Genomic DNA, 13,375 nt, shown 5'->3' on the forward strand with positions numbered 1-13,375 from the left:
GTCAGACCCTCTCGATGATCTTGTCGCCGAACAGGCCCTGCGGCCTGAACACCAGGAACACCAGCGCCAGCACATAGGCGAACCAGTTCTCGGTCGCCCCGCCGACCATCGGGCCCACGTAGAATTCGAACAGCTTCTCGCCCACGCCGATCATCATGCCGCCGACGATGGCGCCGGGGATCGAGGTGAACCCGCCCAGCATCAGCACCGGCAGCGCCTTGAGCGCGATCAGCGAGAGCGAGAACTGGACGCCGGACTTGGCCCCCCACATCGACCCCGCGACCAGCGCGACCAGGCCCGCGATCGCCCAGGTCACCACCCAGATGTAGCGCAGCGAGATCCCGACCGAGAGCGCGGCCTGGTGATCGTCGGCCACCGCGCGCAGCGCCCGCCCGGTCTTGGTGTACTGGGAGAAGAGGGTCAGCGCGATCACCAGGCAGATCGCGACGGAGGCCGCGATCACGTCGAGCACGTCGACATACATGCCCCAGTAATCCGAGCCCTCGGCCGCCCAGGTCTTGGTCACGTCCTCGAACCAGAAGGACCCGCCCTGCGGCAGCCCCAGGTCCATCGTCTTGATGTCCGAGCCCCACATCATGTCCCCGAACCCTTCGAGGAAATAGGCGAGCCCGATGGTGGCCATGAACAGGATGATCGGCTCCTGGTTGACCAGGTGCTTCAGGATCAGCCGCTCCACGATGATGGCGAACAGCACCATCACCGCCAGCGCGCACAGCGTCGCGAGGATCGCCGGCATGGTGAAGCCGAAATGGTGCACGTCGGTGCCGAACACCGCGTTGATCAGCTCCGCGAACGGGATCTGCCCGCTCTGGAAGCCGACCAGCGTCAGCGCGGCGAAGAGCGACATGACCCCCTGCGCGTAGTTGAAGATGCCCGAGGCCTTGAAGATCAGAACGAAGCCCAGCGCGACCAGCGAATACATCACGCCGGTCATCAGGCCGTTCAGGATCACCTCGATGGTGTTGAGCAGTCCGACGCCCATGCCGCGGTCCCCTCCCTGTCAGGATCGCGTTGAAGAAAGATCAGTCGTGCGACACGCCGAGATAGGCGTCGATCACGTCCTGGTTGGAGCGCACCTCATCGGGGGTCCCGTCCCCGATCTTGCGCCCGTAATCGAGCACCACCACCCGGTCGGCGATGTCCATGACCACTCCCATGTCATGTTCGATCAGGCAGATGGTGGTGCCGAATTCGTCGTTCACATCGAGGATGAAGCGGCACATGTCCTCCTTCTCCTCGACGTTCATGCCGGCCATCGGCTCGTCCAGCAGCAGCAGCTTGGGCTCGGCGGCGAGCGCCCGGCCCAGCTCCACCCGCTTCTGGAGGCCGTAGGGCAGACGGCCCACGGGGGTCTTGCGGATCGCCTGGATCTCCAGGAAGTCGATGATCTCCTCGACCCGGCGGCGATGCTCGACCTCCTCGCGCTCGGCCCCGCCTTTCCAGAACGTGTGCTGCCAGAAGTTCGACTTCATCAGGGTCATGCGGCCCGTCATGATGTTGTCGAGCGTCGACATGCCCTTGAACAGCGCGATGTTCTGGAAGGTGCGCGCGATGCCCTGATGGGCGATCTCGTGCGGGCGCATGGGTCCGCGCTTCTCCCCGCGGAACCAGATCTCGCCTTCCTGCGGGTGGTAGAACCCGTTGATCACGTTGAGCATCGAGGACTTTCCCGCGCCGTTCGGACCGATGATGGCGCGGATCTCATGCTCGCGGACATCGAAGGAGATGTCCTTGATCGCGGTCACGCCGCCGAAGCGCAGCGTGATGTTCTTCATCTCCATCACCACGTCGCCGACGCGGCGCGGTTCGATCCCGTGAGCCTCTTCCTGCGCCGCGTAGGACGCATCGTCCTTCGCGGCTTCGGCGGCGTGAATGCTCATTCGGCCTCCCCCTGGCGCCCGCGCGGGCGGCGGGCGCCGGCGCGTGTGTCAACTCTCATTCAGGCATTCCCCAACGCCGACCGGCTCCTCGACCGCGGCGAAGAAAACGAAGCTGTCGTTCTCGCCGATCTCCATGACGATGGAGACCTGCACCCCGGGCCGCACCTCGGACCGGGTCTTGATCTTGCGGGCGTAGACCCGGGCGCCGAACTGGCAGTCGATGTCGCGGAACTCGCGGTTCGACACGTTGTTGGCGATCCAGCTTTCGAACTTGTCGCGGAGCTGGGTGATGTTGAAGTTCACCGAGGTCCAGATCTCGTCCGGGTAGCCGATGCGGCAGCCCTTGAAGGTCTCGCCCTCGATCTCCACGGTCATCGGGATCACCCGGATCCAGCCGGCGGGGCTGGTCCACACGTCGCCGCCCGAACGCACGTCGATGCGGTTGGCCTCCAGCGTCGAGAGCTTGGTCAGGCCGTCGGTGACCAGCGGCTGGGCGTTCATGATCGGCGTGGCGCAGCGGTCCATGGCGTAGTTGAACCACTCGTCCTCCACATAGCCGGCGCGGGCCGAGCCGGGGACGAACGCGCCGAGCCCGGCGGCCAGCGCGCAAAGCGCGAGCAGACCCGGCGCGCGACGACGCGGCAGAATGGCGAGGATGCGGGAGACAGGCGGCATCACGATACTCCGAAGCCAGCGGCCGCCGCCGGCTTGGACGGGACCGCGAAAACGCGACCGACCCCGCGCGGACCGGCGCCCCGCCCCGCCGCAAGGACGAGGCCACAGGGCCGGCGCCGCGACGGCGTCGACTGAACACGTGCAGAATACCGGATGCGAGCGCCCGGCTGAACCGAATTATCAGCGAAACGCTCCGGTCGCGGCGCAATGACCGCCCCGCGCGCGCAGGCGCCCGCGTCCCGGCGCAGGCCGGCGTCGCCGCCCCGCGCGGGAGCGGCGGCCATAGCGGCGGCGGCGCGGATCATTCGGCGGCGACCTGGCCGGCGCCCGTGGGGGGGAACACCTTGGCGTCCCGGATCTCCAGCGTGCCGTTGATCTCGCCCTTGCGCCCGTCCTCATAGGTCACTTCGACCGAGGCGTAGACCGTCGGCGACCCGTCGTAGAGCGCCGCGATCAGCGCCGCGTAACGCTCCGCCACGAAGCGGCGGCGGACCTTGCGGGTGCGGGTGATTTCGCCGTCATCGGCGTCCAGCTCCTTGTGCAGGACCAGGAAGCGCGAGATCTGGCAGCCCGACAGCATGGGGTCGGAGGCGAGATCGGCGTTCACCTCCTCCACATGCCCCTGGATCATGGCGTAGACCTGCGGATGCGCGGCCAGCTCCTGATAGGAGGCGTAGGAGACGTTGTTGCGTTCGGCCCAGTTGCCGACCGCGGTCATGTCGATGTTGATCATCGCCGTGCAGCTCTCGCGGTCGGCGCCGAACAGCACGACTTCGAGGATCGCCGGGAAAAACTTGAGCTTGTTCTCCACATACTTGGGCGCATACAGGCTGCCGTCGGCCATCTTGCCCACGTCCTTGGCCCGGTCGATGATCTTGAGGTGGCCCGAGGCCTCCTCGATATAGCCCGCGTCGCCGGTGGCCACCCAGCCCTCGGCGTCCTTGGTCTCGGCGGTCGCTTCGGGATTGCGGTAGTATTCCACGAAGGCGCCGGGGGAGCGGTAGAAGATCTCGCCATTTTCGGCGATGCGGATCTCCACCCCCGGCGCGGGCACGCCGACCGTGTCGGCGCGGACCTCGGCGTCCGGCTGAATGGTGATGAAGACCGAGGCCTCGGTCTGGCCGTAGAGCTGCTTCAGGTTGATGCCCAGCGCCCGGTAGAACTGGAAGATCTCCGGCCCCACCGCCTCGCCCGCCGTGTAGCCGACGCGGATGCGCGACAGGCCCAGCGCGTTCTTCAGCGGCCCGTAGATCAGGAACTCGCCCAGCGCGTATTTGGCCTTGTCCCCGCCCGACATCGGCCGGCCGTCGAGGATGTCGGCCCCGACCTTGCGGGCATGGGCCATGAAATAGTCGAACATCCGCTTTTTCAGCGGCCCGGCGTCCTCCATGCGGATCGAGACGTCGGTGAGCAGCGTCTCGAAGATCCGCGGGGGCGCGAAGTAATAGGTCGGCCCGATCTCCTTCAGGTCGGCCATCATCGTGTCCGGCCCCTCGGGGCAGTTCACGCAGAAGCCCGCCACATAGGCCTGGCCCATGGAGAAGATGAAATCCCCGACCCAGGCCATCGGCAGATAGGCCAGCACGTCGTCGGTGTCGGTCAGCTTGTCGAAGGCCACCGTAGCGCGGGCGGTCTTGATGATGTTGTCGTTGGACAGGACCACGCCCTTGGACCGCCCGGTGGTGCCCGAGGTGTAGAGCATCACGCAGGTGTCGGCGCCGGTCTGGGCGGCGCAGATGGCGTCGATCTTCGGGCCCAGCGCGGCGGCGGCGGCGCGGCCGCGGGCCTCGATATCCGCCATCGGATGCAGGGTCGTGTGGTCGTATTTGCGCAGGCCGCGGGCGTCGAGATAGACGATCTCGCGCAGCGCCGGGGCGTTCTCCTTGGCGGCCAGCAGCTTGTCCACCTGCTCCTGGTCCTCGACCACCGCGAAGGCGGCGCCGGAATGGTCCAGCACATAGGCGGTCTCTTCGGCGGAGGCGTCGGCGTAGACGGGCACGGGAATGGCGCCGCACATCTGCGTCGAGACCATCGACCAGTAAAGCTTGGGACGGTTCTTGCCGATCACCACCACGCTCTCGCCCGGGGCGAGGCCGAGATCCATCAGCCCCATGGCCAGCGCGCGGGCTTCCTCGCGCAGCTCCGACCAGGTCCAGCTCTGCCAGATGCCGAACATCTTCTCGCGCGCCGCAGGGCGGGCGCCGCGGGACGCGGCGTTGTGGTCGAGCAGTTTCGGAAACGTATCGAGCGCGCCATCGGGCGCGTGCGCGGTGCTCACCGGCGATGTCCTCCCTGCAGACGGCGCGCGGACATGCGCGCCATGAGCCCCTCCCCGGTCTCCGTCCCGTCGGTCTCCCCCCGCGCCTCTCCTCCCAGAGGGGTGCGGGCCCGACGGTCGCGGCGTTTGCGCCTGCGGCCGAGTTCGAACGCTTGCGAATCTTCTAGACGATCGTCGCGTCACGCGCCAGAGGGCGCCGCAGTCCGGCCATCATGTTCCCGCGCAACGCGAAACGGCCCGCGAGCTTTCGCTCGCGGGCCGTCGAAGCGGCGGGGGGCCGCGCCTGAGGAACCGACGCCTCCCCCGCCGTCGCGACGGGGGCGCGGTTACTCGGTCGCGCCCTCGATGGCCTTGGTCTCGGTCGCCTCGGAGTGCCGCCCGGTCGCGATCTCGATGCGGCGGGGACGCAGCGCCTCGGGCACTTCGCGGACCAGGTCCACATGCAGCAGGCCGTTTTCGGTGCGCGCCGCCACGGGGCGCACGTGATCGGCAAGCTGGAAGCGACGCTCGAAGGCGCGCTCGGCGATGCCGCGATGCAGGAAGTGACGCTCGCCCTCGCCCTGCGGCTCGCGCTTGCCGGCGATCAGCAGCTGGCCGTCGCGGCTTTCCACCGTGAGGTCCTGCTCACGGAAACCGGCGACGGCGACCGAGATGCGATAGGCGCTCTCGCCCGTCTTTTCGATGTTGTAGGGGGGGTAGGCCGGCTGGGCGGTTTCGCCCGCCATGGCCGCGTCCATGAGCCCGGCGAGCCGGTCGAAACCGACGGTCGAACGATAGAGCGGCGAAAAGTCGAAGTTGCGCATGGGGTGCATATCCTCTGCCAAGCGATATGTCCGGTCGGGCCTTCCATCTGGACAGGTCCGGCGGCTGTGATGCGGCCCCGAAATCGGCGGCCACGGCAGAGATCTGGGCGCCCGGCGCCCCCGGTTCAAGGGGCGCCGGGGCGGTTCCGGAAAACGGAAGCTCAGTCCGCCGTGACCTGCGGCGGGCGCGAGGACTTGCCGACGCCCGACGCGCTCAGCGCGCTGGCCTGCGCCTGGCCGCCATCGCCCGCCTGCGGGACCGAAACGGTCTTGCGCGCCGCCACCGGCGCCGCGCCCGCGCCGCCGCTCCCGAAGGTCACGGAATCGCCCGAGGGCAGCAGGTCGCCGGCCGAGCTCACGTTGCCCATGAAGTCCGGCAGCTCGCCGCTGCCGCCGATGATCGAGGATCCCGCCGCCGCGATCTTGCGCGCCACTTCCAGCGGACCTTCGAGCGCGGCGAGCATGGTCTCCCCCACCGCGGCGGGACTGGAATTGTCCACGCTCAGCTTTCCGACGCCTTCCCCGAGATCGAACATCCCGAAGGACGCCAGCATTCCGATGCCGGCGGTGGGCATGAGCACATATTTGCCGAGGGTCTTCAAAAGCATGACGTTACTCCTGGTCATCGCGCGCCCCGACCGGGGGCGTCGCGCACGCAATCGCTGGGGCGGCGGGACAGTCCCCGGCCGCCGGCGGGGTCATTCGCTGGGCGGCCGGACGCTTTTCCAGCCGCCGGCCCTGTTGGGCAGCAGGGTCCGTGTCTCCGGTTCGTCGCGGGGAACGGGCGCCGCGCGCATCGGCGCGGAGCCCGCGGCGGGGGCGCCCATCAGCGGCGCCAGCGCGCGACGCGGCGCGACATCCGCCGCCGCCATCGCCTGCCGCAGCCCCGGCAGCGTGTCCGACACCGCCGACGCGTAGCTCAGGCGCCTGCCCTTGGCCGAGATCACCCCGGCCAGCCTGAGCGCTCCGTCCGGGCCCCGCGTCAGCACGGGAGAGCCGGAGGAGCCCGGATCCGCCTCACAGTCCAGCTGCGCCACGGGACCGGCCCGCTGCAGGACCCGGCACGGCTCCTGCAACGAAAGCGCGCGGTCGCGACCCTGACCATAGGACAGGAGCGCGACCGCGCCTCCGGGCGGGGGCAGATCGCCCGGAAGGTAATTGGGGAATTCGGAGGTCAGCAGCGGCTGGTCGAGCTCCACCATCGCCACGTCCACGGCGATGTCGGAGGCGCTCGCCAGCCGCCCGTTCCAGCGATAGGCGGGATGGGGCACGGCGCGGCGCACCTGGCGCACCGCCTGCTGGGCGCCGTCGCGCAGGCCGGCGCGGAACCACATGCCGGCGCTGGGGCGGCGGCGGCCGGCCTCGTCGAACAGGCAATGCGCCGCGGTCAGCGCGTGGCGGTCGTCGAACAGGGTGGCGGTGCAGTAGCCGTCGCCGAAATCCAGCCGGCCGATCCCGCGGAATTCCATCTGCTCATGCGCGCTCAGCATCCGGCGGGGAGAGACCTCGACCTCCTGCGCCCGGCCCGGCCCGGTCAGCAGGGCGCAGGCGATGGCCGCCAGCGCCGTGGCGCGGATCGGGGCGCGGATCGGGGCGCGGATCGGGGCGCGCGGGCTCACTGGGCGGCCTCCGCCCGGGCGAGTTCCGCGCGCAGGGCGTCGAGCAGCGGCGCCGCCTCCACCGCCAGGGCCTGCCCGCGAAGGGCCGGCGGGGCGGCGTTGAGCGCGGCGACGATCACCGCCAGAAGCTCCGGCCCCTCGGCCCCCCGGCGCAGCAGCGGCGCGCCGGAGACGCCGGGCGTCGCCTCGCAATCGGTCAGGGCCACGGGGCCGGCGCGGTCCAGCACCTGGCAGCCGGTCTGGATCGACATCGCCTCGGGCCGGTCGCGGCCATAGGACAGCGCGATCAGCCCCAGCCCTTCGTCCAGCCGGGCCAGGCGCATCGGCGCGATGCCGGCCTGCGCGGCAGTGTCGGCGCCCTCGACCGGGACCAGCCGGACCAGCGCCATGTCATGATCGGGGGTGGGTTCGTCCAGATAGCCCGGCGCCAGCGCCAGCGCCGCGCCGCGCATATGCGCGAGGTAGTCGCCCGTCCGGTAGCCCGCCAGGAAATTCAGCCGCGAGGCCCGCCACACAGCGCCGGTGCGCGCGTTGACCAGGCAATGCGCGGCGGTGAGCGCCAGGTCAGGCTCGATCAGCGTCGCGGTGCAGCGCCCGGTTCCGCCGATATTGAGCCGCCCCACCGCGCCCCAGGTGCTGCGCGCCGCCTCCGGCAACAGGGTCCGCGCCTCGGTCCCCGCCCGAGAGGGGAGAACGAAGACGAGGGCCATGCACAAGACCAGAACGCGATACGCGGTACACATGACTGAAACATGAACGAAAACAGGGATTCGGGCAACCCCGCGTCGCCCGCAATTGTTCGCATCCGGGCCGCCCCCGCCCCGCGCGCCCGGCGGGACGGCGTTTCGCCAACGGCGCCCGGGACTTCAGACGGTCTCGGGCTGACGCTGAGGCGCCTTGGCGGCGGTCGCGGCCAGCCGCTCGGCCAGCCCTGCGGGGACCGGCCCGCCGGTCGCCCAGTCCAGAAGCTGCACGGTGTGAATCACCGGCGCCCCGGCCGCGGCGCCGATCTGCATCATGCAGCCGATATTCCCCGCCGCGATCACGTCCGGCGAAATCGCCGCCAGCGTGGCCACCTTGCGGTCCCTGAGCTCCCCCGCGATCTCGGGCTGCATCAGGTTGTAGGTCCCCGCCGAGCCGCAGCACAGATGCGGGTCGCGCGGCTCGCGCACCTCGAAGCCCGCCTCGCGCAGCAGGACCTTCGGGGCCTCCTTCACCTGCTGCCCGTGCTGGAGCGAACAGGCCGAGTGGTAGGCCACCCGCAGCGGCGGCACGACGGGCTCGCCGCCGGGCAGGTCCAGCCCGATCTCCTCCATCAGCTCGGAGATGTCGCGCGCCAGCCCCGCCACCCGCGTCGCGTCGCCCTCCATCGGGTCGCCGGCGAACATGTGGCCATAGTCCTTCACGGTGGTCCCGCAGCCCGAGGTGTTGATAACGATGGCGTCGAGCCCGTCGCCCTCGATCTCCTTCGTCCAGGCCCGGATATTGGCGGCGGCCGAGCCATGGGACAGGTCGGTCTTGCCCATGTGATGGGTCAGCGCCCCGCAACAGCCCATGCCCTCGGCCACCACCACCTCGCAGCCATGGCGGGTGAGCAGGCGGATCGTGGCGGCGTTGATCTCGGGGTCGAGCGCGCGCTGGGCGCAGCCGGTCAGCAGGGCGACGCGGCGTTTCCGGGGCGTCGTGGCCGGGGTGACGCCGGGCTGGTCCTCGGGGATCGGCCCGGCGATCTCGGCCGGCGCGATGGCGAGCATCGCCCGCAGCCGCGCCGGCAGGATCGGGGAGAGCGGCCTGGCCAGCTTCGCCCCCAGCATCGCCAGCCGGAAGCGGTTGGGATAGGGCAGGATCCGGGCCAGCACCGCCCGCAGGGCCCGGTCGGCGAGGGGCCGGCGGTAGGTCTTCTCGATATGCTCGCGGGCATGGTCGACCAGGTGCATGTAATGCACGCCCGAGGGGCAGGTGGACATGCAGGCCAGGCAGCTGAGGCAGCGGTCCACGTGGCGGACCACCTTCTCGTCGGCGGGACGGCCGGATTCCAGCATCTCCTTGATCAGGTAGATGCGGCCCCGCGGGCTGTCGAGTTCGTCGCCCAGCACCTGATAGGTCGGGCAGGTCGCCGTGCAGAACCCGCAATGCACGCAGGCCCGCAGGATCTTGTTGGAATGCGCGATGGCCGGGTCGCGCAGCTGTTCGGGGGTGAAGAGCGTCTGCATGTCGGATCAGCCTCGCATCCGTCCGGGGTTGAGCAGGCCCCTGGGGTCGAATTTCGCGCGCACCCCCTCGGACAGGGCGGCGAGCGCGGGGGCCTCGGGCTGGAAGGCGCCGGCGGCGGCCCGGTAGGGGGCGGCGGCGCGGACCAGCGTGGCATGGCCCTTCAGACGGGCGGCGGCGGCGCGGATGGCGGCGGCGGCCGCGTCGGTCTCGGGCGCCAGCAGCCACACCAGCCCCCCGCCCCAGTCGTAAAGCGCGGCCTCGGGCGCCGCGTCCTCCCCCAGCCCGGCCACGAAGCCTGGCGCGTCGGAGGGGCGGAGCGACACGCGCCACACCGCGCCCGGCCGGTCCGCGAAGGCGGTCACGTCGCGCACGCCCGCCCATTCCGCGGCGACCGAGGCCGGGTCGTCCTCCGTCTCCACCGGGCCGAATTTCCCAAGCAGGCGGGCGAGGCGCCCGGTGCGATAGGCGACGGAGGGGCCGAGCCCCTCGACCCGGATCAGCGTGCGCGGCTCCGCCCCCGGCAGATGCGCCGCGCCCGAGACGTCATAGGGCGAGCCCAGCGCCGCGGTCATGGCGCCCAGCGCCTCGGCGTCCGAAAGCCCGCGCAGGGTCAGCGTCGCGGCGGCCTCCGGCGCGGGGGCGAGCTTGAAGGCCAGCTCGGTCAGCACGCCCAGCGTGCCCCAGGACCCCGCCAGCAGCTTCACGAGGTCATAGCCGGTGACGTTCTTCATCACCCGCCCGCCATTGCGCAGCACCTGCCCGGTCCCGTCGACGAAACGCACGCCCAGCAGCGCATCCCGGCAGGCCCCTGACTGCACCCGGCGCGGGCCGGAGACATTGCAGGCGGTCACGCCCCCGATGGTCGGCTCCCCGCCCGCGCCCAGCAGGGGGCGGTGGTCCATCGGCTCGAAGGCCAGGCGCTGCTTCTCGGCGGCGAGCAGGGCCTCGATTTCGGCCAGCGGGGTGCCCGCGCCGGCGACCAGCGTCAGCGCCCCCGGCTCGTAGAGCTTCACGCCCGACAGCCCGGCGGTCGAGAGCGTCGCCCCCGCCTGCACCGGCCGCCCGAGCCCGAGGCGAGAGCCGCCGCCGCGGATCTCCACCGGCTCGGTCAGCCCGGCGATGGCCTCGGCCAGCTCCGCCTCGTCGCGAGGTTCCTGCATCGTCTCTCCCGTCGCTCCCAAATTCGCGGCGCCCCGATCTCGAAGCCCCCCCTGCCCGTCCGCGCCCGCCGGCGGTCACGCCGGCGCGCCCGCGGGGCTCCCCCCGTCTTCGGGGGGAGACGGCCCCCGCGGGCGCCCTCCCCTCCCCTTCCTCTCCCCCCGCGCGCCGGTCAGACCCGGCGGCCGTTCCGCATGTCCAGCGGGAACACCTTGGCGGGGTTCAGCAGCCAGGCCGGGTCGAACACGTCCTTCATCGCCATCTGCGCCTCAAGATCCGCCTGCCCGTATTGCCGGCCCATCAGGTCGCGCTTCTCCACGCCCACCCCGTGCTCGCCGGTCAGGCAGCCGCCCTGCTCGACGCAGAGCAGCAGGATCTCGGCGCCCAGCGCCTCGGCCTTGCGCAGCTCCTCGGGGTCGTTGGCGTCGAACATGATCAGCGGGTGCAGATTGCCGTCGCCCGCATGAAACACATTGGCCACCCGCAGCCCGTAATCCGAAGCCAGCTCGGTCATCCGCCCCAGCGTCTCCGGCAGGGCCGAGGTCGGGATGGTCCCGTCCATGCACAGGTAGTCCGCCACCTGCCCGGTCGCGCCGAACGCCGCCTTGCGCCCGGCCCAGATCGCCTTGGACTGCGCCTCCGACGCGCTTTCGCGCAGGGTGGTGGGGTTGTGCCGCTGGGCGATGGCCTTGATCCGCGCCAGCTGGTCGTCGATCTCGGCTTTCGAGCCCTCGACCTCCACGATCAGCAGCGCCTCGGCGTCCATCGGGTAGCCGGCGCCCACGAAGGCCTCGGTCAGGTGGATGATCGGCTTGTCCATGAACTCGATCGCCACCGGCAGCACGCCCGCGCGGATGATGTCGGACACGCAGGCCCCCGCCGTCACCGCCGAGTCGTAGGCGATCAGGATCGGCCGCGCGCCTTCGGGCTTGGGCAGGATGCGCAGGGTGGCCTCGGTCACCACGCCGAGCTGCCCTTCGGAGCCGCAGATCAGGCCCAGAAGGTCGTAGCCGGCCGCGTCCATGGCGGGGCCGCCGATCTCCATGATCTCGCCGGCCATGGTCACGAAGGTCACGCCCAGCAGGTTGTTCGTCGTCACGCCGTATTTCAGGCAATGCGCCCCGCCGGAGTTCATCGCGATGTTGCCCGCGATGGCGCAGGCGAGCTGGCTGGACGGGTCGGGCGCGTAGAACCAGCCGTCCGCCTCCACCGCGCCGGTGACCGACAGGTTGGTGCGTCCGGTCTGCACCCGGATCAGGCGGTTGTCGTAATCCGTCTCCAGCACCGCGTTCATGCGCGCGACGCCCAGCACCACCGCATCCGCCGTGGGCAGCGCCCCGCCGGTCAGCCCGGTGCCCGAACCGCGCGGGATCACCGGCACGCCCTCGTCCGAACAGATGCGCAGCACCGTCGCCACCTCCTCGGTGGTGCGCGGCAGGGTCACGGCCAGCGGCGGGCAGGAATAGATCGACAGCGCGTCGCAATCATAGGCCCGGGTCTGGCGCGGGTCGGAGATCAGCGCGTCCTCGGGCAGCGCCTCGGCCAGCCGCGCGACGATGGCGTCGCGACGGGCGAGGATGTCGGCGTTGGCTGCGGGCATGTCCATGTGGTCGCCTCCCGTGGCGTATCCGGAGACGCGGAGCATGCGGCCGAAGCCCGGCTTTGCCAACCCGCGCCCGCAAGGTTGCGGAGCGATATTCCACAGGGCGGCGCCGACGCCCTCCCAGCCGGACCGCGGGAAAGGCGGCCCCGCCACGGATGCGGGCGCCGGAGGGGCGGGCGCCGCCTCCGCGCGCCGGGGAGCCCGCGCATCCCCTCTCCGCGGCCGGCGCATCTCGGGGAACGGAGCGGCTGGGCGCCGGCGCGGCGGCCGGCTAGGCTCTTCCCGGCCCGCCGCCGCGCAACCCCGGAGACCCGCCCGACATGGAGCCCACGGCCGAGCTGCTGCCCCGCTTCTTCTCCTGGACCGATATCGCGGCCCTGGCCCTGTTCCTCGTCGCCTGGAACGGCATGACCTGGCTGATCGAGCGGCCGACCGGCCCGCCCTCGGTGCAGCGGATCATGGCCGGGCACCGGATCCGCTGGATGGAGGCGATGCTGGAGCGCGAGCCCCGCATCATGGACGCCAACCTGCTGACCGCGCTGCGCGCCGGGGCGTCCTTCTTCGCCTCGGGCGCGATGATCGCCATCGGCGGCGTGGTGGCGATGATGGGCCAGGCCGAGCGGCTGGCCACCGTCGCCCGCGATCTGCGCCTGGACACCGAGATGAGCCGCGCGGGATGGGAGGCCAAGCTGCTGATCCTGGCGCTGGTGCTGGCCTCGGCCTTCGCCAAGTTCGTCTGGGCGCATCGGCTGTTCGGCTATTGCGCGGTGCTGATGGGGGCGGTGGGGCCGAAGGGCTCGACCACCGACGCGGATCGTTCGCTCGCGCGCAAGGCGGCGCTCATCAACATCACCGCGGCCAAGAACTTCAACCGCGGCCTGCGCACGGTCTATTTCGCCATCGCCATGCTGACCTGGCTGCTGGGCGGCCTGCCGCTGATCCTCGCGACGCTGGCCACGGCGGCGACGCTCTACCGGCGGGAATTCCGGTCGTCCTCGCGCGATGCGCTGCTGGCCGAGGACGCGGATCTGGTCGCCGAGACGACGCCGCTCCAACGCAAGCTGGAGGACTGAGCCCGCCGCCGCGGGCGCGCCCGGGCGAAACGATCAGGTCCGGGGCTATCA

At 70.9% G+C, this 13,375-nt stretch carries 12 protein-coding genes; 1 reads left to right on the forward strand and 11 read right to left on the reverse strand.

All coding sequences use genetic code 11. The features are described 5' to 3' along the window. Position 1 precedes the first annotated feature (1 nt). From BLV24_RS16760 to BLV24_RS16810, 11 genes are all read right to left on the reverse strand, one after another. Positions 2 to 1,003: a branched-chain amino acid ABC transporter permease gene (locus BLV24_RS16760; protein ID WP_092683899.1), complete on the reverse strand. Its 1,002-nt coding sequence runs from the start codon at positions 1,001 to 1,003 to the stop codon at positions 2 to 4. A 40-nt stretch (positions 1,004 to 1,043) separates the two neighbouring features. After that, positions 1,044 to 1,802: an ABC transporter ATP-binding protein gene (locus BLV24_RS16765; RefSeq protein WP_245710629.1), complete on the reverse strand. Its 759-nt coding sequence runs from the start codon at positions 1,800 to 1,802 to the stop codon at positions 1,044 to 1,046. 147 nt (positions 1,803 to 1,949) lie between these two features. Next, positions 1,950 to 2,576, reverse strand: coding sequence for a hypothetical protein (locus tag BLV24_RS16770; RefSeq protein ID WP_092683903.1), 627 nt, complete (start codon positions 2,574 to 2,576; stop codon positions 1,950 to 1,952). Positions 2,577 to 2,877: 301 nt separating this feature from the next. Continuing rightward, positions 2,878 to 4,854, reverse strand: a complete 1,977-nt coding sequence (locus tag BLV24_RS16775) for an AMP-binding protein (RefSeq protein ID WP_092683905.1) — start codon at positions 4,852 to 4,854, stop codon at positions 2,878 to 2,880. A 326-nt stretch (positions 4,855 to 5,180) separates the two neighbouring features. Beyond that, positions 5,181 to 5,657 carry an Hsp20 family protein gene (locus BLV24_RS16780; protein WP_092683907.1) on the reverse strand — a complete coding sequence of 159 codons (477 nt, stop codon included), beginning with the start codon at positions 5,655 to 5,657 and terminating at the stop codon, positions 5,181 to 5,183. A gap of 161 nt (positions 5,658 to 5,818) precedes the next feature. Continuing rightward, positions 5,819 to 6,265 carry a hypothetical protein gene (locus BLV24_RS16785; RefSeq protein WP_092683909.1) on the reverse strand — a complete coding sequence of 149 codons (447 nt, stop codon included), beginning with the start codon at positions 6,263 to 6,265 and terminating at the stop codon, positions 5,819 to 5,821. A gap of 90 nt (positions 6,266 to 6,355) precedes the next feature. Next, entirely contained in the window at positions 6,356 to 7,276 is a 921-nt protein-coding gene (locus tag BLV24_RS16790; RefSeq protein WP_092683911.1) for a trypsin-like serine peptidase, read from the reverse strand. Beyond that, a complete protein-coding gene (locus BLV24_RS16795) occupies positions 7,273 to 7,986 on the reverse strand; it encodes a trypsin-like serine peptidase (RefSeq protein WP_176954791.1) in 714 nt (237 codons plus the stop codon). The genes BLV24_RS16790 and BLV24_RS16795 overlap by 4 nt, the downstream gene beginning before the upstream one ends. Positions 7,987 to 8,142: 156 nt before the next feature. Next, complete coding sequence (glcF, locus tag BLV24_RS16800; RefSeq protein ID WP_092683915.1) at positions 8,143 to 9,489, reverse strand: glycolate oxidase subunit GlcF; 1,347 nt, start codon at positions 9,487 to 9,489, stop codon at positions 8,143 to 8,145. 6 nt (positions 9,490 to 9,495) lie between these two features. After that, positions 9,496 to 10,650, reverse strand: a complete 1,155-nt coding sequence (locus tag BLV24_RS16805; protein WP_092683917.1) for an FAD-binding protein — start codon at positions 10,648 to 10,650, stop codon at positions 9,496 to 9,498. Positions 10,651 to 10,820: 170 nt separating this feature from the next. After that, complete coding sequence (locus tag BLV24_RS16810; RefSeq protein ID WP_092683919.1) at positions 10,821 to 12,254, reverse strand: FAD-linked oxidase C-terminal domain-containing protein; 1,434 nt, start codon at positions 12,252 to 12,254, stop codon at positions 10,821 to 10,823. Between the two features lie 317 nt (positions 12,255 to 12,571). Here BLV24_RS16810 and BLV24_RS16815 point away from each other — a divergent pair, with 317 nt between their 5' ends. Next, a complete protein-coding gene (locus tag BLV24_RS16815) occupies positions 12,572 to 13,324 on the forward strand; it encodes a DUF599 domain-containing protein (protein WP_092683921.1) in 753 nt (250 codons plus the stop codon). The last annotated feature ends 51 nt before the right edge of the window (positions 13,325 to 13,375 follow it).

This window comes from Albimonas donghaensis, from assembly GCF_900106695.1.
GTDB classification, from domain to species: Bacteria; Pseudomonadota; Alphaproteobacteria; order Rhodobacterales; family Rhodobacteraceae; genus Albimonas; species Albimonas donghaensis.

Coding starts and splice junctions, on each gene's coding strand:
- BLV24_RS16760 (WP_092683899.1), bottom strand. CDS start 1,003: ATGGGCGTCGGACTGCTCAACACCATCGAGGTGATCCTGAACGGCCTG.
- BLV24_RS16765 (WP_245710629.1), bottom strand. CDS start 1,802: ATGGAGATGAAGAACATCACGCTGCGCTTCGGCGGCGTGACCGCGATC.
- BLV24_RS16770 (WP_092683903.1), bottom strand. CDS start 2,576: ATGCCGCCTGTCTCCCGCATCCTCGCCATTCTGCCGCGTCGTCGCGCG.
- BLV24_RS16780 (WP_092683907.1), bottom strand. CDS start 5,657: ATGCGCAACTTCGACTTTTCGCCGCTCTATCGTTCGACCGTCGGTTTC.
- BLV24_RS16785 (WP_092683909.1), bottom strand. CDS start 6,265: ATGCTTTTGAAGACCCTCGGCAAATATGTGCTCATGCCCACCGCCGGC.
- BLV24_RS16795 (WP_176954791.1), bottom strand. CDS start 7,986: ATGGCCCTCGTCTTCGTTCTCCCCTCTCGGGCGGGGACCGAGGCGCGG.
- glcF (WP_092683915.1), bottom strand. CDS start 9,489: ATGCAGACGCTCTTCACCCCCGAACAGCTGCGCGACCCGGCCATCGCG.
- BLV24_RS16805 (WP_092683917.1), bottom strand. CDS start 10,650: ATGCAGGAACCTCGCGACGAGGCGGAGCTGGCCGAGGCCATCGCCGGG.
- BLV24_RS16810 (WP_092683919.1), bottom strand. CDS start 12,254: ATGGACATGCCCGCAGCCAACGCCGACATCCTCGCCCGTCGCGACGCC.
- BLV24_RS16815 (WP_092683921.1), top strand. CDS start 12,572: ATGGAGCCCACGGCCGAGCTGCTGCCCCGCTTCTTCTCCTGGACCGAT.